Origin of the sequence: Mesorhizobium sp. ORS 3428 (assembly GCF_001854785.1) — a bacterium.
GTDB lineage: Bacteria > Pseudomonadota > Alphaproteobacteria > Rhizobiales > Rhizobiaceae > Mesorhizobium.
On the sequence record NZ_MDFL01000115.1, the window covers coordinates 503152 to 522571 of the forward strand.

The 19420-nt window shown below is 63.0% G+C and carries 22 protein-coding genes; 7 read left to right on the plus strand and 15 right to left on the minus strand.

Annotated features, from left to right (window positions below; genetic code table 11):
- Position 1: 1 nt before the first annotated feature.
- A complete protein-coding gene (locus ORS3428_RS15600) occupies positions 2 to 526 on the minus strand; it encodes a nuclear transport factor 2 family protein (protein ID WP_071099293.1) in 525 nt (174 codons plus the stop codon).
- 114 nt (positions 527 to 640) lie between these two features.
- Here ORS3428_RS15600 and ORS3428_RS15605 point away from each other — a divergent pair, with 114 nt between their 5' ends.
- Positions 641 to 1567 carry a LysR family transcriptional regulator gene (locus ORS3428_RS15605; protein WP_071099134.1) on the plus strand — a complete coding sequence of 309 codons (927 nt, stop codon included), beginning with the start codon at positions 641 to 643 and terminating at the stop codon, positions 1565 to 1567.
- A gap of 27 nt (positions 1568 to 1594) precedes the next feature.
- Here ORS3428_RS15605 and tsf read toward each other — a convergent pair whose 3' ends face one another.
- From tsf to ORS3428_RS15630, 5 genes are all read right to left on the minus strand, one after another.
- The gene (gene tsf / locus ORS3428_RS15610; protein ID WP_071099135.1) at positions 1595 to 2515 is read right to left on the minus strand and encodes a translation elongation factor Ts; all 921 of its coding nucleotides are present in this window, start codon (positions 2513 to 2515) and stop codon (positions 1595 to 1597) included.
- Positions 2516 to 2633: 118 nt separating this feature from the next.
- Entirely contained in the window at positions 2634 to 3413 is a 780-nt protein-coding gene (gene rpsB, locus ORS3428_RS15615) for a 30S ribosomal protein S2 (RefSeq protein ID WP_071099136.1), read from the minus strand.
- A gap of 202 nt (positions 3414 to 3615) precedes the next feature.
- Entirely contained in the window at positions 3616 to 3894 is a 279-nt protein-coding gene (locus ORS3428_RS15620; RefSeq protein ID WP_071099137.1) for a DUF4031 domain-containing protein, read from the minus strand.
- A gap of 63 nt (positions 3895 to 3957) precedes the next feature.
- On the minus strand, positions 3958 to 5253 hold the full coding sequence (locus tag ORS3428_RS15625; protein WP_071099138.1) for a hypothetical protein: 1296 nt from the start codon (positions 5251 to 5253) through the stop codon (positions 3958 to 3960).
- A gap of 98 nt (positions 5254 to 5351) precedes the next feature.
- Positions 5352 to 6185: a cell envelope integrity EipB family protein gene (locus ORS3428_RS15630; protein WP_071099139.1), complete on the minus strand. Its 834-nt coding sequence runs from the start codon at positions 6183 to 6185 to the stop codon at positions 5352 to 5354.
- Between the two features lie 138 nt (positions 6186 to 6323).
- Between ORS3428_RS15630 and ORS3428_RS15635 the strand changes: the two genes are divergently transcribed.
- From ORS3428_RS15635 to ORS3428_RS15645, 3 genes are read left to right on the plus strand one after another with little or no spacing between them, the layout of a single operon-like run.
- Positions 6324 to 6788, plus strand: coding sequence for a RidA family protein (locus tag ORS3428_RS15635; RefSeq protein ID WP_071099140.1), 465 nt, complete (start codon positions 6324 to 6326; stop codon positions 6786 to 6788).
- 11 nt (positions 6789 to 6799) lie between these two features.
- Positions 6800 to 7528, plus strand: coding sequence for a glycerophosphodiester phosphodiesterase (locus ORS3428_RS15640; RefSeq protein WP_071099141.1), 729 nt, complete (start codon positions 6800 to 6802; stop codon positions 7526 to 7528).
- Between the two features lie 55 nt (positions 7529 to 7583).
- Positions 7584 to 8798 (plus strand): GNAT family N-acetyltransferase, encoded by a 1215-nt coding sequence (locus ORS3428_RS15645; protein ID WP_071099142.1) that lies wholly within the window; start codon positions 7584 to 7586, stop codon positions 8796 to 8798.
- Positions 8799 to 8820: 22 nt separating this feature from the next.
- On the opposite strand, the gene ORS3428_RS32480 is transcribed toward ORS3428_RS15645, so the two are convergent.
- The gene (locus ORS3428_RS32480) at positions 8821 to 8985 is read right to left on the minus strand and encodes a cytochrome oxidase subunit III (protein ID WP_108723073.1); all 165 of its coding nucleotides are present in this window, start codon (positions 8983 to 8985) and stop codon (positions 8821 to 8823) included.
- Positions 8986 to 9053: 68 nt separating this feature from the next.
- Between ORS3428_RS32480 and ORS3428_RS15650 the strand changes: the two genes are divergently transcribed.
- Together ORS3428_RS15650 and ORS3428_RS15655 are read left to right on the plus strand one after the other, a co-directional pair.
- The gene (locus ORS3428_RS15650) at positions 9054 to 9479 is read left to right on the plus strand and encodes an HIT family protein (protein WP_071099143.1); all 426 of its coding nucleotides are present in this window, start codon (positions 9054 to 9056) and stop codon (positions 9477 to 9479) included.
- 331 nt (positions 9480 to 9810) lie between these two features.
- Positions 9811 to 10797 (plus strand): phosphatase PAP2 family protein, encoded by a 987-nt coding sequence (locus ORS3428_RS15655; protein ID WP_244507969.1) that lies wholly within the window; start codon positions 9811 to 9813, stop codon positions 10795 to 10797.
- Between the two features lie 65 nt (positions 10798 to 10862).
- On the opposite strand, the gene clpA is transcribed toward ORS3428_RS15655, so the two are convergent.
- From clpA to ORS3428_RS15670, 3 genes are all read right to left on the minus strand, one after another.
- Positions 10863 to 13325, minus strand: a complete 2463-nt coding sequence (clpA, locus tag ORS3428_RS15660) for an ATP-dependent Clp protease ATP-binding subunit ClpA (RefSeq protein WP_071099144.1) — start codon at positions 13323 to 13325, stop codon at positions 10863 to 10865.
- Positions 13326 to 13331: 6 nt separating this feature from the next.
- A complete protein-coding gene (clpS, locus tag ORS3428_RS15665) occupies positions 13332 to 13658 on the minus strand; it encodes an ATP-dependent Clp protease adapter ClpS (protein ID WP_071099145.1) in 327 nt (108 codons plus the stop codon).
- A gap of 276 nt (positions 13659 to 13934) precedes the next feature.
- Positions 13935 to 14264: a phasin family protein gene (locus tag ORS3428_RS15670; protein WP_071099146.1), complete on the minus strand. Its 330-nt coding sequence runs from the start codon at positions 14262 to 14264 to the stop codon at positions 13935 to 13937.
- Positions 14265 to 14553: 289 nt separating this feature from the next.
- Here ORS3428_RS15670 and ORS3428_RS15675 point away from each other — a divergent pair, with 289 nt between their 5' ends.
- Positions 14554 to 15990, plus strand: a complete 1437-nt coding sequence (locus ORS3428_RS15675) for a D-alanyl-D-alanine carboxypeptidase (RefSeq protein ID WP_071099147.1) — start codon at positions 14554 to 14556, stop codon at positions 15988 to 15990.
- A 43-nt stretch (positions 15991 to 16033) separates the two neighbouring features.
- Here the strand turns inward: ORS3428_RS15675 and ORS3428_RS15680 are convergent, their stop codons facing one another.
- The 5 genes from ORS3428_RS15680 to ORS3428_RS15700 form a co-directional block, all read right to left on the minus strand.
- A complete protein-coding gene (locus ORS3428_RS15680) occupies positions 16034 to 16732 on the minus strand; it encodes a molecular chaperone DnaJ (RefSeq protein WP_071099148.1) in 699 nt (232 codons plus the stop codon).
- 119 nt (positions 16733 to 16851) lie between these two features.
- A complete protein-coding gene (locus ORS3428_RS15685; RefSeq protein ID WP_071099149.1) occupies positions 16852 to 17286 on the minus strand; it encodes a DUF1489 family protein in 435 nt (144 codons plus the stop codon).
- Positions 17287 to 17359: 73 nt separating this feature from the next.
- Complete coding sequence (locus ORS3428_RS33985) at positions 17360 to 17698, minus strand: type II toxin-antitoxin system HicB family antitoxin (RefSeq protein WP_071099150.1); 339 nt, start codon at positions 17696 to 17698, stop codon at positions 17360 to 17362.
- Positions 17695 to 17964 carry a type II toxin-antitoxin system HicA family toxin gene (locus tag ORS3428_RS15695; RefSeq protein ID WP_338011938.1) on the minus strand — a complete coding sequence of 90 codons (270 nt, stop codon included), beginning with the start codon at positions 17962 to 17964 and terminating at the stop codon, positions 17695 to 17697. The genes ORS3428_RS33985 and ORS3428_RS15695 overlap by 4 nt, the downstream gene beginning before the upstream one ends.
- A 50-nt stretch (positions 17965 to 18014) precedes the next feature.
- On the minus strand, positions 18015 to 19418 hold the full coding sequence (locus ORS3428_RS15700; protein WP_071099151.1) for an L-serine ammonia-lyase: 1404 nt from the start codon (positions 19416 to 19418) through the stop codon (positions 18015 to 18017).
- Between the last annotated feature and the right edge of the window lie 2 nt (positions 19419 to 19420).

Below are 19420 nucleotides of genomic sequence, written 5' to 3' on the forward strand. Positions count from 1 at the left end.
CTTATTGGCCCGGGGTCATCTTGACCCACGGATTGCCGCGCTCATGCGTCATGCGGAAGATGAAGCCGTCGACCTTCCAGCCGGCGCCGGAGCGGATAAGGTGGTGCTCATAGGTGCCCCAGACTTCCCAGAGCGGGTCGCCATTGCCTTCCATCCGGTTCCAGGCATAGCCGTTGGAACTGACCGTCGCATCGGCTTCGATAACGACATGATGGTTGGTGCGCAGGTGGAGGCTCGTCTTGCTTCCCTTGAGATTCGCCGCCCAGGTGCCGATCAGGTCGTCGGAGGCGATGGTCGCGGGCGGCTGTCCGGAAAGACTGCTGAAGTCGACGGCGACGCGGTCGGCGAAATAGCTGCGGGCCAGCTTCCAGTCCTGCGCATCGACGGCGCGGTCGATGGCGTCTGCAATGCGGATGACGGCGCGCTCATCGGCGAGCGCCTTCCAATCCGCTCGCTYAGCGCCGCCGGCATCGACCGGCGCCAGTGCCAATCCTGCAGCGAAGGTAACGTGCTTCAACGCGTTCATGTCTGTCTCCTGTTTCATCAGCCCCACCGCCGATGTGTTGGAGACAATGTGGAGCAGGACGCCGACATCGATAAGATTGCATTATTTGCAAGGACCATGCGATATCGTTCATGAATGGACCGCGACCTGCTCACCCATCTCCCTGTCATCGTTGCCGTGGCTCGTCGTGGCGGCTTTGCGCTTGCCGCGGCCGAACTCGGCATGAGCCCGTCTGCGGTCAGCCACGCGGTGCGGCTGGTCGAGGAGCGCATCGGCCAGCCGCTGTTTGCGCGCACGACGCGCAGCGTTTCGCTGACCGAAGCCGGGAAGGCATTGGTGGAGACGGCGGCCCCTGCCCTCCAGGACATCATGGAGCGCATGGACCGCATCCGCGGCGTCAAGGGCAGGCCCTCAGGCCTGCTCAGGATCAATGCCTCCAACATCGCGATCCCCCTGGCGGTGACGCCGGTGGTTGCGGCGATGGCCGAGCGCTACCCGGACGTGACGGTCGAGGTTTTCGCCGACCAGGCCCTGGTCGATATCGTCGGAGAGGGGTTTGATGCCGGCATCAGGCTGGGCGAGATGATCGCGCAGGATATGGTCGCCGTGCGGCTCACGTCGCCCTTCAAGGCGGTGATCGTCGCTTCGCCTGGCTATATCGGAAAGCACGGCCGCCCGCGCGACGTGGCCGACCTCGCCAACCACAACTGCATCGGCTACCGGCTCGTCCGCTCGGGCGGGCTCTATCGCTGGGATTTGAACGAAGACGGCAAGGATGTCGTGGTCGAGACGCACGGCACGGCGGTCGTCACAGATTCGTTGGCAGCGATCGATCTTGCGCTTGCAGGGGTCGGACTCGCCTATGTTTTCGAGCCGCTGGTGCGCGCCGATCTTGCCGCCGGTCGCCTCGTCCAAATCCTGCCGAAGACGGCGATAGAGGAGCCTGGCCTCTTCCTCCACTTCCCGCGCCGGGCGTCGATGGCGCCGAAGCTGCGGGCCTTTATCGATACCGCGCAAGAAATCGGCCGGGCATCCATGCGGACACCCGGCCGAGTTGCCTGAGCTCTCTAGCCTTACCTTTGCTTTGGGCTATTTCTTGACCGCGGCCGCGACTTCCGCCGCGAAATCGGTCGTTTCTTTTTCGATGCCTTCGCCGAGCGCGAAGCGCAGGTAGGCGCTGATCTTGGCCGGAGCGCCGATCTCCTTCTCGGCATCCTTCAGAGCCTTCTCGACGGTGATGTCGGGATTGAGCACGAAGGCCTGCTTCAGAAGCACCACTTCCTCATAGAACTTGCGCAGCCGCCCTTCGACCATCTTCTCGATGATCGCCTCCGGCTTGCCGGACTGGCGCGCCTGGTCGGAGAAGATCGCCTTCTCGCGCTCGACCAGCGCCGGGTCGACTTCCTCGGCGGTCAGCGCGACGGGGTTGGTCGCCGCGACATGCATGGCGACCTGGCGGCCGAAAGCATTCGCGGCATGCTCGTTGCCGGTGGTTTCGATCGCGACCAGCACGCCGAGCTTGCCGAGGCCATCGGCGACGGCATTGTGGACATAGGTCGCAACCGCGCCATGCGGCACAGTGAGCTTGGCCGAACGGCGGAAGCCCATGTTCTCGCCGATGGTGCCGACGGCGTCCTTGATGGTGTCGGTGACCGACTTGTCGGAGCCCGGGTAGTTGGCTGCGGCCACCGCCTCGCTCGTGCCGTAGGCGAGCGCAACCTTGGCGACCTTGGCGACGATCTCCTGGAAGGCGGCATTGCGCGCGACGAAGTCGGTCTCGGAATTGACCTCGACGACGGCTGCCTCGCGGACACCGGAATCGACCCCGATCAGGCCCTCCGCCGCTGTGCGGCCGGCCTTCTTGTCGGCCTTGGAGATGCCCTTCTTGCGCAGCCAGTCGACGGCCGCTTCCATGTCGCCGTTGGTTTCGTTCAACGCCGCCTTGCAGTCCATCATGCCCGCGCCGGTCAAGTCGCGGAGTTCTTTGACCTGTGCAGCCGAAATGCTCATTGTCGCCTCTTTGTTTCAAATGCGCCGACGCACCATCGAATCCGATGATGCGCCCGGCAAAAGCGCTTTAGCGCGCCAACTTATTGGAAAGATGAAGGCCGAAACCGGCCTTCGCTTCTCAAGCTTCCGGAGCCTCGGCAGCCGGGGTGTCGAGCGCCGGCTCGACCGGAGCCTCGGCAGCCGCGCCGATATCCATGCCGAGCGCGCCCTGCTGGCGGGCGATACCGTCGATCGCAGCCTTGGCGACAAGATCGCAATAGAGCTGGATGGCGCGGGCCGCGTCGTCATTGCCGGGGATCGGGAAGTCGATCTTGTCCGGGTCGCAGTTCGAATCGATGATGGCGACGACCGGAATGCCGAGGCGCTTGGCCTCGAGGATGGCGATCGCTTCCTTGTTGGTGTCGATGACGAACATCAGGTCCGGCGTCGAGCCCATGTCCTTGATGCCGCCCAGTGCCTTGTTGAGCTTCTCGCGCTCGCGGTCGAGGTTGAGGCGCTCCTTCTTGGTGAGGCCCTGGGCCTCGCCGGCGAGCGTCTCGTCGAGCTTGCGCAGGCGCTGAATCGAGTTCGAGATCGTCTTCCAGTTGGTCAGCATGCCGCCCAGCCAACGCGAGTTGACATAGTATTGGGCCGAACGCTGCGCCGCGTCGGCGACAATGTCCGAGGCCTGGCGCTTGGTACCGACGAACAGCACGCGGCCGCCCTTGGCGACGACGTCGGACACCTGCTTCAGAGCCTGGTGGAGCAACGGCACGGTCTGCGACAGATCGATGATGTGGATGTTGTTGCGAGCGCCGTAGATGTAGGGCGCCATCTTCGGGTTCCAGCGGTGGGTCTGGTGGCCGAAGTGAACACCAGCTTCCAAAAGCTGGCGCATGCTGAAATCAGGCAGAGCCATTCTTAGTTCCTTTCCGGTTGGCCTCCACGGACGCAGGCATTTTCGGACGGATGTCCTCGAACGCCACCGGAGGTTTCAGCCGGATTTCTCCCGGACAGACACCAAAGTCCGTGTGTGGAATGAGCGCGCATATAGAGGGGAAGCGCCCTAAAGGCAAGCCGGCTGCCGGAAAACGCTTCCGCCTGCGGCGATCCGCGCAGTTTCAGCGTTTTAGCTTGCCGTTAGGCACCCGAACGCGGCGGAAGACCGCCACGATCTCCTCGCGGCTGCATTCGACCGCGCCGAGCCGCACGGCGCGGTCGCGCTCGAAGCCGGTAATATCGTAATGCGGCGCCGAAGTCTTCGGCGGCCCCTGATAGGAGGAGCGCTTGATGCCGAGCTCGGCCGCGAAACGGTGCAGTTCTTCGGTGTCGTCGGCGAGCAGATGGCACCAGCGATGGCCGGCCCATTTCCAGATCGCCGCATCGACATAGACAGCCATCGAACTTGCCGCACTCCAACCGACATGGCCAGCCCCGCCCACAATCACCGGGGCAACCTCAAGTCAGCGATGATAGAAGGGATTCGGATAGGAAATGAAGCCGCCGGCGGCTTCGCGCTCGGTGACGATCCTGGTCACGGCTTCCTGCATACGTGAGCGCAGCTCGGCGAGCGCCCCGTCGACCGAACCTTCATAGGCATGCAGCGCCAGCGGCTCGGGCACGCGGATATGAGCGCAGCGCGGCCCCGCGGGTTGCGGGATGAAGCGGTTGATCGTGTCGCGCAACGTGCTTTTGCAATAGTCGTTGCGGATGCGCTTCAGATGCTCGGCGATCTCCTCCTGCGTGATCGTTTGCTTGGCGAAGGCCCAGGGGCCGACGCGCTGGATGCGCTGGATCGTTTCCACCCGTTTTCGCACCCGCTTCTGYGTTTCGCCGTCCGCATTGCCTTCGCGCAGCCAGCGGCGCGAGCGCCGCAGCAGTTCGGGCAGGTCGAGACCGGTCTCGGCTGCGAGGTCTTCGGCAAGCCGCCGGCCAAGCTCGTTGAGCGCGYGTTGCTGGCGAACAGCATAGGACGCGCCCTCCTCCGCCGTCAGGCCGCAGGCCTGCTCGTCCCGGGACAGCAGGGCCRAATAGATGCGGTAGACGCGATCCGGAAGCGAACGATCGCGAGGATCGCCAATCCTCAGGCTTTTTTCCACATAGGCGCATTCCCTGGCGAGCGGCCGTTCGACATTGCCGGTGAAGGCGAGCTTCCAGACAACCGGAGCAACCCAGGCCTTGAAATCCCCGTTCGTTTCGCGGCCGCGCTTCAGCGCCTCGAACCCCATCTCCACCGCACCGGGAAGCAACGGCCCGACATGATTGCTATGCCAGCCGACGCCGCCTTCCGGGTGGAGCAGCACGCCATGCCCCTTGAGCGCCCAGTCCACCGAATGCGCCTTGGCGGCCTCGCTGTTGCCGGGGATCTGCGCGATCAGATTGTTGGCCAGCCAGAATTTCTGCATCAGCCTGCCGAGGCCGTTGACGACGCCATGCGTCGCCCATGAAGCGGCGAGCGGGCTGACGCGCGAGACGACCTCCTTGTCGATCATCCAGTCGGTGAAGAATTCCGGATGGTTGGGCGTGATCAATGTCGCCTGTCCGGCTCCACAGCAGGCCTCCAGCCTTTGCTGGTCGGCGGCAGGAAAATCCAAGTGGCGGACATTGGCAACGCCGCGCAGGCCGGCCAACCGGTTGAACGGCAGCAGGTCGCGGAACCCGGGAACCCCATGCAGCATGACGACGCGGTTAACGACCGTCATCGCCCTGATCAGCRCCGGATTTGGTCGCGGCGCCACGAACACGTCGATCCTGCCCAAGCTGTCTCCCCCGAAACGCCCTTGGGGAAGGTTGGAACCGGATTGCGGCGCCTTCAAGTCAGGCCGTGTGGGCGGGCGGCGTCTTGGTTAACACGTCGCTATTTCTTCGAAGCCGGGCAAGGCTTGGCCTGGTCGAACAGCGACAGGTTCACCAGCTTGCCGGTCATCGAGAAGTCGCCATAGTCCATGACGAGGTCGCGCGTAATGCCGTTCTCATGCAGCTTGAAGCTGATCCGGTATTCCGGCACCTCCTCGCCGCTTTTATCGGTATCGTCGAAATAGGCGATGTCGACCGGCCAGTATTTGTCGGCGGCGAGCTTGGCGAGCGCAGGCGCTTCCGGGTCCGACTTGTCGGCCACGGTCTGCTTGCCGACGACAACGGTGGTCGTCATCACCTTGTTGGCATCCTCTGAGCCGTCGAACAAATTGGTCTGATAGAAGCTCTCGCCCTTTTCGGCCTTGCCGATCAGCTCGACCAGGTGCTGGGTGGGAAACTGCGTGGCGGCAAGTTCCAGCGTGCTCTTCTCAGGCTTGTCGATATCGACCTTGAGGCCCTTCGGCTCCCTCGTCGCCACGCCCTTGACTTCCTTGTCCAGGTTCTGGTCGACAAAGGATTTCGTCACGAAGGAGAAGGTCTTGCCTTCGGCGTCCTCGAATGTCGTCGTCTGCTGGTCTGTCAGTCGGGTGTTGTCGTTGGTGACGATCTGGGTGACGAAGCGGAACTTCACCGTATAGCCCTCGCAGGCCGAGCCATTGAACTCATACACCATCCGGCCGGAAATGCCGGTGATGCCCGAGCGGTCGGAGGCCTTGTTGAGGGTGAGATCGTAGACGGCGCGGTGCGCCTGCAGCGCGGCCACGGCGTAGGCTGGAGCCATCGGGACGGCCGCCGACAGGAGGGCTGCGGAAAGGAAAAGGCGCGTCACGCGCATGAAGTGCTCCGATCGTCGCGACCGATGGCAGGCCGCAGGGAAACATGGTCCAGCTTAAAAAAAGTCGTGGCGGAAGCGAGGCAAAAATAGCAATTTCGGCCCAACCAACGCGGCGTCTTCCAGCAATAAGGAAATCCAATGAGCGAAACAATCGAAAAGCGGCTAAGCGATCTCGGCGTCACCCTTCCGGCTGCCGCCGCCCCCGCCGCCAACTACGTGCCCTACTGCCGCACCGGCAACACGCTGTTCACCGCCGGCCAGTTGCCGCTGAAGGACGGGAAGCTGCAGGCAAGCGGGCTGCTCGGGCGCGACATCGATACGGCCGCCGGCAAGGAGGGCGCGAAGTTCTGCGCCATCAACATCCTGGCGCAGGCCAAGGCGGCGCTCGGCGATCTCGAGAAGATCCGCCGGCTGGTCAAGATTACCGTCTTCGTCGCCTCGGCACCGGACTTCGTCGAGCAGCATCTGGTCGCCAACGGCGCTTCCGATTTCCTGGTCGCCGTGCTCGGCGAACGCGGCAAGCATGCCCGCTCCGCCGTCGGCACCGCCTCGCTGCCGCTCAATGCCGCGGTGGAAATCGAAGCGATCTTCGAAGTCGAGTAGACGAGCCTGACATGACCGATCTTTCCTGGCTGATTGCCCGCCCGGTCGCGCACCGCGGCTTTCACGACATGAACAAGACGCGCTGGGAGAACACGCTGTCGGCCTTCGCGGCGGCGGCCGAGCGCGGCTACGCGATCGAATGCGACGTCCATATTTCGTCGGACGGGGTCCCGATCATCATTCATGACGGCGACCTGAAACGGCTGACCGGCTCGGACGGCTTTGTCTGGCAGCGCACTGCGGCCGAACTCACGGCACTCAAGGTGGGCGGCACCAAGGACCATGTGCCGACGCTGCAGGAAGCGCTCGACCTGATCGACGGCCGGGTGCCGCTGGTGGTCGAGTTGAAGGGCGTTCCTGGCCATGATGAAGGGCTGGTGGCAAGCGTCGGCAGACTGCTCAGGCGTTACCACGGCAAGGTCGCGATCATGTCGTTCGACCACTGGCTGATCCGCGATTTCGCCAAGGATGCGCCAGGGATCCCGAGCGGGCTGACCGCCTATGGCAAGGACAATCAGCTGATCGAAGCGCATTTCGCCATGCTGGCGCACGGCATCGCCTTCACGTCCTACGCAGCCGGCGATCTGCCCAACCCGTTCGTCAGCTTTGTGCGCGAAAAGCTCAGGATGCCCGTCATCACCTGGACGGTGCACGATCAGCCGGCGATCGACCTCACCTTCAAATATGCCGACCAGATGACGTTCGAGGGTTTTGAGCCCGATCTGGTCAAGGTCGCCTGAGGCGGTGTCCGAAACGTGACTTGCGACGGCCCTGCCTGCRCTTAAATAAGCCCCCATGGATCAGGGTGAAAACGACGATGGACGGGAAACGAACGCGGCGTATGCGATCCGCGTCGCGGCGGGCATAGGCGCGTTCACCTGCGATGAATGGAACGGCTTCGCCGGAACCACGCGTGATGATAAGGAAAGCGGCTACAACCCGCTCGTTTCATTCGCTTTTCTGAGCGCGCTGGAGGACTCCGGCTGCGCTGTCCGGCGCACCGGCTGGCAGGGCCATCACCTGAGGCTCGAGACGGCGCAGGGCAGGCTGCTGGGTGCGGTGCCCTGCTATCTCAAGTCACACAGCCAGGGCGAATATGTCTTCGATCACGGCTGGTCGGATGCGTTCGAGCGCGCCGGCGGGCGCTATTACCCCAAGCTGCAATGTTCGGTGCCGTTCACACCGGTCACCGGCCCTCGCCTGCTGGTCGGCAGGGGCGAGGRCACCGCCTCCGTCAAAGCCGGCCTAGCCGCCGGCCTGAAGATGGTGACCGACAAGCTCGGCGTGTCTTCCGCGCATGTCACCTTCGCGGCTGAGCCGGACATTGCAACGCTRGAAGCGGCCGGTTTCCTGCATCGCACGGACCAGCAGTTCCATTTCTTCAACGAAGGCTATTCCAGCTATGACGATTTCCTCGCCACGCTTGCCTCGCGCAAGCGCAAGGCGATGAAGAAGGAGCGGCGCGAGGCGCTGGCGGACGGCATCAGCATCGACTGGCTGACCGGCAGGGATATCACGGAAAGCGCCTGGGACGACTTCTTCGCCTTCTACATGGATACCGGCGGCCGCAAATGGGGCCGGCCATACCTCAACYGCCAGTTCTTCTCGCTGATCGGCGAGCGCATGGCCGATGACATCCTGCTGGTGATGGCCAGGCGCAACGGCCGCTACATTGCGGGTGCGATCAACTTCATCGGCTCGGACGCGCTCTACGGCCGCAACTGGGGCTGCATCGAGGATCATCCTTTCCTGCATTTCGAGGTTTGCTACCACCAGGCCATCGACTTCGCGATCGAGCGCAAGCTGAAGGTGGTGGAAGCAGGCGCGCAAGGCGAGCACAAGCTGGCGCGCGGCTATCAGCCGGTGACCATGCATTCGGCGCATTACATCGCCCATCCCGGCCTGCGCAACGCGGTGGCCGACTATCTGCGCCGCGAGCGGCGCGAGGTGGAGCGGATGGGCGAATATCTCGAAGAGCACACGCCGTTCCGCAGGGACCTCAAGGAATAGGCCGCAGCGCGCTAGCTTGCGATCATTGCGGCTTTCGAGCCGCGATCGGGACAAGGAACGAAAAGCATGCGACCAGGAAGAAGATGCCGCCTGCAAGCGTCAGCAGATCGCCCGCGCGCCATGCCGCGGCGATGAAGAACAGCGCCGACACGATGAACAAAAGCCAACCTGCTATGATCCACTTCATGGGCGCTCCATCTTGACGCTGCCCCCTCCGGCGACAAAACATCGTCGATCATAAAACAGCGAGGGACCATGACCGTCTACGACACGAACAACATTTTCGCAAAAATCCTGCGCGGCGAAATCCCCTCGCATCGCGTCTATGAAGACGATGCGGTCGTTGCCTTCATGGATGCGATGCCGCAGGGCGTCGGCCACACGCTGGTGGTGCCGAAGGCACCGTCGCGCAATATCCTCGACGCCGATCCGGCAACCTTCGGTCCGCTGTTTGCGGTGGCACAGAAAGTGGCGGTGGCTGTTAAGAAGGCCTTCAACGCCGACGGCGTCACCCTGATGCAGTTCAACGAGCCGGCCTCCGGGCAGAGCGTCTACCACCTCCACGTCCATGTCATCCCACGTTTCGACGGCGTGCCGCTCAAGCCGCATTCCGGTCAGATGGAGAAGCCGGAAGTGCTGGCCGAAAACGCCGACAAGATCCGGGCGGCGCTGGGAAATTGAAACCCGCAAGTCCGTCGACCGTACCAGGCGGATCGAAAGCCTCGAACTGACAAGCCCGATTCAGTTTACCGCGAGAACCTTCGCGCAGCCTGATGTCTTTTCGAGCCCCGGCGGTTGCGTTGCCGCGCCGGGTGCGATCGTTTGCACTCGAATTGTCTGGTTAGGAAATATCAAACCATCTCGCACTAAAAATGCGGCGGCGAGCGATCGGGGTTTCAAAAAAACCATGGAAAATTCGGTTGTGAAGTCGCCCCTGGCGAGGACGGCTGTCGGACGCGTCTTTCTGATTGCCCTGGCGAATGCCTTTCGACGGCACAGGCTGCTGCACGCAATGGCCGCAACTGCGCTGCTTCTGGCTACAGCGGTCGGCATGCATACCGGARACATGCCGGATTTCGGCGTATTGGACGAATACACTGAGTATCTATTTATTGCTTTCTGGATCTGCGGCAGCGTCTTTGCGCTTGGCGTCTTTCTCCACCTGGCACTCGTCAAGCGGGATCCCGAACCGCTCGGCACCTTCCTGAAATCGCTCGGCGACTTCTTCGGCGACGCCGAACGCATTGCCAACGGCCTGAACGGCCTGGCCGCGAGCATCGTCTTCACATCTGCCTTCGGCGTGCTGAAAGGAGCCATCGCAATCCTCTCCCCATTCGCATGGGACGAGGCGCTGGCTGACGCGGATCGCATCCTGCATTTCGGCCGCGCGCCTGACGAATGGCTATGGTTCATCGTCCAGTCGCCAGTTGCCTTGAGAATGCTTAATCTCGCGTACAATTTCTGGTTCGTCGTGCTCATCGCCACGGTTTTCACTGCCTGCATCACTCGCAACGATACGAAGCTGCGTCACCAGTTCCTGATGAGCTTCATGCTGGTGTGGACTCTTGGCGGCTTTTTCCTGGCGATGGGGCTGTCGTCGGCCGGGCCGTGCTTCTTTGAGCGGCTGGGACTCGGCGATGACTTTCGCCCGCTTATGCAATCACTTGCCGCCGCCGATCGCATCTATCCGATCTGGGCACTCAGCACGCAAGACATGCTGTGGAACGGCTATACCGGTGCGACCAGCGGCAGCATAGGAATATCCGCCTTCCCTTCCATGCACGTAGCGATCGCGGTGCTTTTTGCCCTTTACGCGAGGCGCCGCTCCTGGCTGGTCGGTATGCTGATGTGGGTATTCGCTGGCATAATTATGGTCGGCTCGGTCGTGCTCGGCTGGCACTATGCCCTGGACGGCTACGCGGGCGCGCTCTTGTCGATCGTGATCTGGAAGGCATGCGGCCATTTCCTGATCCGCTTCGGGCCCGAGGACCTGGCTTGAGCTCCGCAACCGGCAAGTCATGAAAAAAGCCCCGTTGCCGGGGCTTTTTTGGACTTCCAGGCCGATCAGCCTTTGCGGGGCAGTTGCGGCACCAGGCTGCGCTTGCCGCCGTCCTTGCCCTTCGGCTCCGGCTTCCGCCCCACCGCCTTCTTGGCGGCCGGCTTTTTCGCCGCCTTCCGCGRCCTCGGCGCATCCTCCGGCTCTTCCTTCTTCGGCTTCACCGGGGCTTCGTCGGCGAGCGACTCGAGCTTCAGGCCGGTCTCGCCGGTTTCCTTCTTCTCGACGGTGACGCGCACCGTGCCGCCCTTCTTCAGCTTGCCGAACAGCACCTCGTCAGCCAGCGGCTTCTTGATGTGCTCCTGGATGACGCGGCCGAGCGGACGTGCGCCCATGCGCTCGTCATAGCCCTTGTCGGCCAGCCAGGCGATCGCCTCGGGTGCGAGGTCGAAGGTGACGCCACGCTCGGAGAGCTGGGCCTCCAGCTGCATGACGAACTTCTGCACCACCTGATGGATGACTGGCACCGGCAGCGAGCTGAACGGGATGATCGCATCGAGACGGTTGCGGAACTCCGGCGTGAACAGCCGGTTGATCGCCTCGACGTCGTCGCCCTCGCGCTTGGTCGAGCCGAAGCCGATCGCCGCGCGCTGAGCGTCASACGCGCCCGCATTGGTCGTCATGATCAGGATGACATTGCGGAAGTCGATCTGCTTGCCGTTATGGTCGGTCAGCTTGCCGTGGTCCATCACCTGCAACAGGATGTTGAACAGGTCCGGATGCGCCTTCTCGACCTCGTCGAGCAGCAGCACGCAATGCGGATGCTGGTCGACACCGTCGGTCAACAGGCCGCCCTGGTCGAAGCCGACATAGCCGGGAGGCGCACCGATCAGCCGCGATACGGTATGGCGTTCCATGTATTCCGACATGTCGAAGCGGATCAGCTCGACGCCGAGCGAGGCCGCGAGTTGCTTGGCGACTTCGGTCTTGCCGACGCCGGTCGGGCCCGAGAACAGGTAGGAGCCGATCGGCTTCTCCGGCTCGCGCAGGCCGGCCCGCGCCAGCTTGATCGCCGATGTCRGCGCGGTGATGGCGGTGTCCTGGCCGTAGACGACGCGCTTCAGCTCGACATCGAGGCCCTGCAGCACCTTCTCGTCGTCGGCCGAAACCGTCTTCGGCGGGATGCGCGCCATCGTGGCGATAGTCGCCTCGATCTCTTTGATGCCGATCGTCTTCTTGCGCTTGCTCTCCGGCACCAGCATCTGCGAGGCGCCGGTCTCGTCGATCACGTCGATCGCCTTGTCAGGCAGCTTGCGGTCGCTGATGTAGCGGGCCGAGAGCTCGACCGAAGCCTTGATCGCTTCGCTCGTATAGCGGACCTTGTGGAACTCCTCGAAATAGGGCTTCAGGCCCTTCATGATCTCGATGGCGTCCTCGACGGTCGGCTCGTTGACGTCGATCTTCTGGAAGCGCCGCACCAGCGCGCGGTCCTTCTCGAAGAACTGGCGGAACTCCTTGTAGGTGGTCGAGCCGATGCAGCGGATCGCACCCGACGACAGCGCCGGCTTCAAGAGGTTCGACGCATCCATGGCGCCGCCGGAAGTCGCCCCTGCCCCAATCACGGTATGGATCTCGTCGATGAACAGCACCGCGCCGGGATAGTCCTCGAGTTCCTTGACCACCTGCTTCAGCCGCTCCTCGAAGTCGCCGCGGTAGCGGGTGCCGGCCAACAGCGTGCCCATGTCGAGCGCGAAGATGGTGGCATCCTGCAGCACCTCGGGAACGTCGCCTTCGACGATGYGCTTGGCGAGGCCCTCGGCGATCGCCGTCTTGCCGACGCCGGGGTCACCAACATAGAGCGGGTTGTTCTTGGAGCGGCGGCACAGCACCTGGATGGTGCGGTTGATCTCGCTCTCACGGCCGATCAGCGGATCGATCTTGCCGGACCGCGCTTTGTTGTTGAGGTTGATGCAGTAGGCCGACAGCGCGTCCTGCGGCTTCTTCTTGCCGCCGTCCTCCTGCGGCTCGGCGCCGTTCTGACCGCCCTGCTCGTCTTCGGCGCCGCGCGGCGTGCGCGTCTCCGAAGCACCGGGGCGCTTGGCAATGCCGTGCGAGATGTAGTTGACCGCGTCGTAGCGGGTCATCTGCTGTTCCTGCAGGAAATAGGCGGCGTGACTCTCGYGCTCGGCGAAGATGGCGACGAGCACATTTGCACCCGACACTTCCTCGCGGCCGGATGACTGCACATGGATGACGGCGCGCTGGATGACGCGCTGGAATCCGGCGGTCGGCTTGGAATCCTCGTCGTAGCCGGTGACGAGGTTGTCAAGCTCGGTGTCAATATAGGTCAGAACGGTGTGCTTGAGCTCGTCGAGATCGACATTGCAGGCGCGCATGACGGCGGCCGCCTCGGTGTCGTCGATCAGCGCGAGCAGCAGGTGCTCGAGCGTTGCATATTCATGATGTCGTTCATTGGCGAATGTCAGCGCCTGATGTAGCGCCTTTTCCAGGCCTTGGGAGAAAGCCGGCATGTTACCTCACTTCTTCTCCATCACGCATTGCAGCGGATGCTGATTCTGTCGGGCGAAATCCATGAYCTGAGACACTTTGGTCTCGGYCACCTCGAATGTGTACACCCCGCACTCGCCCACTCCATGATTGTGAACATGCAGCATGATGCGTGTGGCGGCCTCGCGGTCCTTCTGGAAAAAGCGCTCCAGGACGTGAACCACGAACTCCATTGGAGTGTAGTCGTCGTTGAGAATGAGGACCCTGTAGAGGCTGGGTTTCTTGGTCTTGGTTTTGGTGCGCGTAATGACGGCTGTGCCGCGACCGGAGTCGTTTCGGTCACCGTCACCTTGCATTCGCACCACGCCTGCCGTGGCAGTCAAACCGATCGTCACGTGTCCTGCCTTTTCGAATCCTCATGCGAGTTCAACATGTAGGTCTTCGATGAACGATTTTAAGCCCTTCTGTTTAGCTGACAATATGGCTAGGTGGCCAAACTTCAGCGTTTTTCTCAATCGTGAATGCGGCAAGGCCCGGGCGGTTGCGGCCGCGCATGAAAAAACCCGGCCGCGCTTCCGCGACCGGGTCCTTTCTGTAAGCCGGCTGGCCGTGCCGGGCGTGCCCGGACGAAATTACTTCGCCTTGGCGACGACCGATTCGAACGGCTTGTAGGCTTCCTTGGCGAGCTCGGCATAGAGGTTGCCGATCTTGCTGGCCTCGGCCACGAAGCTCTCGTAGCTCTGCTTGGCGTAGTCGGTCTGGATCTCGATGGCCTTCTCGATCGACTTGGYGGAGAACAGCTTCTCGAAGGCGGCGCTGCCGGCCTCGAAGCTCTTCTTGGTGTATTCGCCGGCCTCGGTGGCGATCGCCTGCGCGCCCTTGGTGAGCGAGGCGAAGCTCTTCAGCCCGCTGTCGGCAAACTCCTTGCCGTATTTCGTGAAGTCCTCATAGGTCTGGGTCATTTCATACTTCCCTTGGTTTGAAACGCCCATTAGCCCCGGGCGCCCTTGTGCAATGCACCTCAATATATTGTGCATTGCACAAAAGTCAAGATTCCCTTGCACGGCAAGGGGTCTCGAAAGCGCTGCGACGGTTCAAATTCGAATAAACAGAAGCTCAAATCGCYGGAAATTGGTGAACGCCGCGGTTACCATAAACGGATTGGTAACGCTGACCGCGATAGCTTGGCCGGACGCGGGGCAGGCACTCCTCGGCCGCCTCCGGGGCAACAAGAATTCAGGGTAAATTGCGGTGCGTCAGGCGTTGTCGGGCTTCGTCTCCAAATCTTCATTCTCCTTCAAGGCAGTCATGATCGCCGCGCTCGCGGTGACGATTGTCGCCGCTGACGTCGCCACGGCTCTTGCCGCCAAGTCCGCGGCCATCGTCGTCGACGCCAAGACCGGCAAGGTGCTCTATTCGGCCGACGCCAACGGCAGGCGCTACCCCGCCTCGCTCACCAAGATGATGACGCTCTACCTCACCTTCGAGGCGCTGGCGAAAGGCAGGATCAGCAAGAACACGCCGGTGCCGTTTTCGGCCCATGCGGCGGCAGAGCCGCCRACCAAGCTCGGCGTGCGCGCCGGCGGTTCGGTGCCGGTCGAGACCGCGATCCTGTCGATGGTGACGAAGTCGGCCAACGACTCAGCGACCGCGCTGGGCGAACTGCTCGGCGGCAGCGAAGACAATTTCGCCCGCATGATGACGGCCAAGGCGCGCCAGCTCGGCATGAACGGCACCGTCTTCCGCAACGCCAACGGCCTGCCCGATCCCGGCCAGTTCACCACGGCACATGACATGGCCATGCTTGGCATCGCGCTCAGGGAGCATTTCCCGCAATACTACGGCTATTTCTCGCAGCGCTCATTCCTTTATGGCCGCCAACGCATCAACGGCCACAATCGCCTGCTCGGCCGAATCAGGGGTGTCGACGGCATCAAGACCGGCTACACGCGCGCCTCCGGTTACAACCTGGTTTCCTCCGTCGCCGACGGCGACCGCCGCCTTGTCGCCGTGGTGATGGGCGGCGCTTCCGGCCGCAGCCGCGACAACCAGATGGCCTCGCTGATCAACACCTATCTGCCGCGCGCCTCGACCCGCGGCGGCGGCAACCTGATCGCCAAGGCCGGCGGCGACGGTCCGGTCAAGACCTTGGCGAAGGTCTTCTTGCCGAAGCAAGACGCGCCGACCCCGGACGAGAAGCCGGCCGTCGATGACACCGCCGTCGCGTCGGCCGACGACAGCGCCCCTGTCGCCGAGGAGACCAAGCCGGTGATCCAGGTCAGGAAGGTGAAGACGCTTGCGGTCGCCGCCATGGCTCCGGCGCCTGCTCCGCAAGAAACCGCATCACAGACCGAAACCACATCCCAGACGGTTGCCGCCTATGCCGAACAGACTCCCGCGGCTGCGCCGACCGTCGATCCGGTCAAGACGGCGTCGGTGCCGTCGGGATGGGCTGTGCAGGTCGCCTCCTCGCCCACGCAGTCGGGGGCCAAGGCTCTACTCGACAAGACGAGCAAGCAGGCGCCGAAGATCCTCGCCGATGCCGAGGGCTTCACGGTCGCGTTCGACAAGGGAGGCGTCACCTACTACCGCGCCCGCTTCGGCGGCTTCGGCTCGAAGGACGCGGCCTGGAAGGCCTGCGATGCCCTGAAGCGAAAGAAGATCTCGTGCTACGCCGTCCAGCAATAGGCGGCTTTTGAAATCTCCCCGGAAGGTTCTGCGTCGAAGGAGACTAGTCGTGATTGGAGAGCAAGACGTCCTTGGCTTCATTGATTCGCGCCGCCAGGACAGACGTCCCGCCGACATCGGCGTTCAGGCGCTGCATCAGGCGGCGGTGCGCCTTGCGGATATCCGCCGCGGCAGCCCCCGCTTCAAGACCAAGGATCTTGTAGGCCTCCTCCTTAGTCATGGCGCCCGCACCTGGCGCAACACCCAGCCCTTCGCCACTGTCAGGCTGCGTGTCCTCGCGCCAGACGGGAAAACGGCCGTCAAGATACGTCTCTAAGAGCTGGCGGCTCTCCGGATCGGGGCGCAGCTCGGCATAAAGTTGCTGCAGGTCCGCGATGCCCATGGTGCCCAGCATTTTACCCTCATAGCGGYCGGCCAGAACCAGCCCATCGAGCTTGCCGCTGTCGTGGTCGAGGTCAATTTCGAGAGCCGCAGTACGCACGGTCGAGCGCATGGCCGAGATCGCTTTCGCCGGCGGCCGTCCGGCCCGCATCCAGGCATACCAGCCTGCCGCTGCGACCATGAGCAGGCCGCCGAAGCTGCTGCGGCCAACCACGAGCATCGTCGCACCGATCAGGCCCAGCAGTGCAGGTCCAAGGGTTCTGAGATTGTCCGCCATCCTGGCGGCGTCGGCGCGTACGAAGATCGTCGCGGCGCCGAAAAGCACCAGCAGCAGGGCCGCCAACGCGATGATCACGCCCATCGGTTTGCATCATCCGGATGATTGCGCCTGTAGATMAGGATGGGGTTTGGACTCGATGCTTGCAAGCCCCATATCGCATGAGCCGAAGGACCAGCRCAAAATGACAGCGCAGTGCTGGGTTAGAGCAGGCCGAGTTCGGCAAGCTCCATTCGCAGTTTCGGCGGCATCTCGGCCAGTGCAGCCTTGCCCTTGCCGAGATCGGCCGGGGCATCGGAAGGCTTGAGATAGCGCCAGCCCTGGAAGGCGCGGCGCGGCTGCCAATCGGTGCGCACAACTTCGGGATCAAGGACGAGGTGGCAGCGGCCGATGCCGTCGTCATCGACGAAGGGCCGGATCTCGGTGATCAGTTGCCGACACTGGACATTGCCCTTGATCACCCAGTAGAGCGAGCCACCTTCGGTGATTTCGGCGCCCCGCGTCGGCACCATGCGGGTGGTGTGCCAGTGCTCGGCCGGCTCCCCGGCGCGGCGCCGCTCGTCGAGACGGAAGGCAATCCACTCTTCCAGATCCTCGACGCTGTCGCAGCCGACGCACAGTTTGATGAGATTGAGCATTCTTGCAATCTAGCGACCGCAAGGTGGGGGTTCAACGCCCCGAGTGGTTTTGCACAGGCAAGGTACCGCTGACTCAAGACGCCTGAGTTGCTGTCTCGATAGCCTCGGCGACCCATTCGTTGAGGCTCTTGTTTTCGGCTGCCGCTGCTGTGACGGCGGCTTCATGCACTCGGGGGTCAAGACGGACGTTGAATCGACCGGAAAACTCTCGAAACGGTTTGATGCCCTTTTCTCTGCATATGGCGAGGAAAACCTCTAGGGATTTCGCCCCTTCCCTATAGAGCTGCTCGACGTTCTGGGCATAGAAATCTGCGCCTCCCGCAAGTCCCAAAAACTCACCCCTGAGCATTCCGATCTCCGGATCGAAAGCGACGGATGCCTTGTGACCGTCGATCTCAATGATGTTCTTCATGGTCTCACTCCATGGCTATCCAGCCATTTCCTGATGCTGGTAACCGCCCCCTTGTCCGTATCCGGTGTCGGATGTGGTCGATGAAAGAMCCGCACCTCCCCGAACAAGAAAACTCCCACACGCGATCCTTMGCGCTCACTCACCTCAGCACCCAACGCAACAAGCAAGGCCTCAATATCCGACCATCGAATCGTGCCGCTTACCGGCCGCGCGAAAATCTGTTCCAGCGTCGCAAGGTGTTTGCGCTTCATGCGCTGTAGTACCATAAAATGGTATCAGCGAACAAGAAATCAACTGCCAGATTAGAAAAACGGGCTCAGCACTCGACCACGTTTACGGCCAGTCCGCCGAGGCTGGTTTCCTTGTACTTCTCGTTCATGTCGAGTCCGGTCTGGCGCATGGTCTCGATCGCCGCGTCGAGCGGCACGAAATGCGTGCCGTCGCCCTTGATGGYGAGCGAGGCAGCCGTAACAGCCTTCACAGCGCCCAGCGCGTTGCGCTCGATACAGGGCACCTGCACGAGGCCGCCCACGGGATCGCATGTCATGCCGAGATGATGCTCGAGCGCGATCTCGGCGGCGTTCTCGACCTGCTCCGGAGTGCCGCCCATGACGGCGCACAGCCCCGCCGCCGCCATTGCGGAGGCCGAACCTACTTCGCCCTGGCAACCGACCTCGGCGCCGGAAATCGAGGCGTTGGACTTGATGATGCCGCCGACGGCCGCAGCCGTCAGCAGGAAGTCGCGGATGCTCGGCTGGTCGGCTTCGGGATGGAAATGCAGCCAGTAGCGCAGAACCGCCGGCAGCGTTCCGGCCGCACCGTTGGTCGGCGCGGTCACCACGCGCCCGCCGGCCGCGTTCTCCTCGTTGACCGCCATGGCGTAGATCGACAGCCAGTCATTGGCGAGCAAAGGGTTGGGCCGGTTCTGCTGCCACTGTTCCTGCAGCTTGTCGTGCAGTTGGCGCGCGCGGCGGCGCACCTTGAGCCCGCCCGGCATGATGCCGTCCTGCGAAAGGCCGCGGTCGATGCAGCCCTTCATCGCGCTCCAGATCGCATCGAGACCAGCGTCGAGTTCCTCGCGCGACATCTGCGTCTCCTCGTTGACGCGCTTCATCTCGGCGATGGAGAGCCCGCTCTTTGCCGCCATCTTCAGCATCTCGATGGCGTTCTTGAAGGGGTACGGTACCTTCTTGCCTTCCGTCGTCGCCGAGCCCTTGGCCTTCATGCGCTGCAATTCTTCCTCGGAAACGACGAAGCCGCCGCCGATCGAATAATAGATGCGCTTCAGCAGCAGCCGGTCGGATGCGTCGTAGGCGTAGAACGCCATGCCGTTGGCGTGGCCGGTCAGCGGTGTCTTGCGGTCGAGCACAAGGTCCTTGGCGGGGTCGAAGCGATAGGTCGGATGTCCAGGCGGCGAAATCCGCTTCTCCGCCCCGATGCGGGCAACGATGCCATCCGCCTCGTCAGGATCGACGGTTTGCGGCAGCTCGCCCGCCAGGCCGAGGATGACGGCGCGGTCCGAGCCATGGCCGATGCCGGTATAGGCAAGCGAGYCGTGCAGGCTGGCACCGATGCGATCGACCTTTACGCCGGCCGGGCGCGGCCAGTCGCCGGCGAGGACCTCGTCCAGGAACCGGCGCGCGGCCGTCATCGGCCCCATCGTGTGCGAGCTCGACGGTCCGATGCCGATCTTGAACAGGTCGAAAACCGAAAGGAACACGG

Coding starts and splice junctions, on each gene's coding strand:
- ORS3428_RS15630 (WP_071099139.1), bottom strand. CDS start 6,185: ATGCGCGTGACGCGCCTTTTCCTTTCCGCAGCCCTCCTGTCGGCGGCC.
- ORS3428_RS15650 (WP_071099143.1), top strand. CDS start 9,054: ATGACCGTCTACGACACGAACAACATTTTCGCAAAAATCCTGCGCGGC.
- ORS3428_RS15635 (WP_071099140.1), top strand. CDS start 6,324: ATGAGCGAAACAATCGAAAAGCGGCTAAGCGATCTCGGCGTCACCCTT.
- ORS3428_RS15640 (WP_071099141.1), top strand. CDS start 6,800: ATGACCGATCTTTCCTGGCTGATTGCCCGCCCGGTCGCGCACCGCGGC.
- ORS3428_RS32480 (WP_108723073.1), bottom strand. CDS start 8,985: ATGAAGTGGATCATAGCAGGTTGGCTTTTGTTCATCGTGTCGGCGCTG.
- ORS3428_RS15605 (WP_071099134.1), top strand. CDS start 641: ATGGACCGCGACCTGCTCACCCATCTCCCTGTCATCGTTGCCGTGGCT.
- ORS3428_RS15685 (WP_071099149.1), bottom strand. CDS start 17,286: ATGCTCAATCTCATCAAACTGTGCGTCGGCTGCGACAGCGTCGAGGAT.
- rpsB (WP_071099136.1), bottom strand. CDS start 3,413: ATGGCTCTGCCTGATTTCAGCATGCGCCAGCTTTTGGAAGCTGGTGTT.
- ORS3428_RS15620 (WP_071099137.1), bottom strand. CDS start 3,894: ATGGCTGTCTATGTCGATGCGGCGATCTGGAAATGGGCCGGCCATCGC.
- ORS3428_RS33985 (WP_071099150.1), bottom strand. CDS start 17,698: ATGAAGAACATCATTGAGATCGACGGTCACAAGGCATCCGTCGCTTTC.
- tsf (WP_071099135.1), bottom strand. CDS start 2,515: ATGAGCATTTCGGCTGCACAGGTCAAAGAACTCCGCGACTTGACCGGC.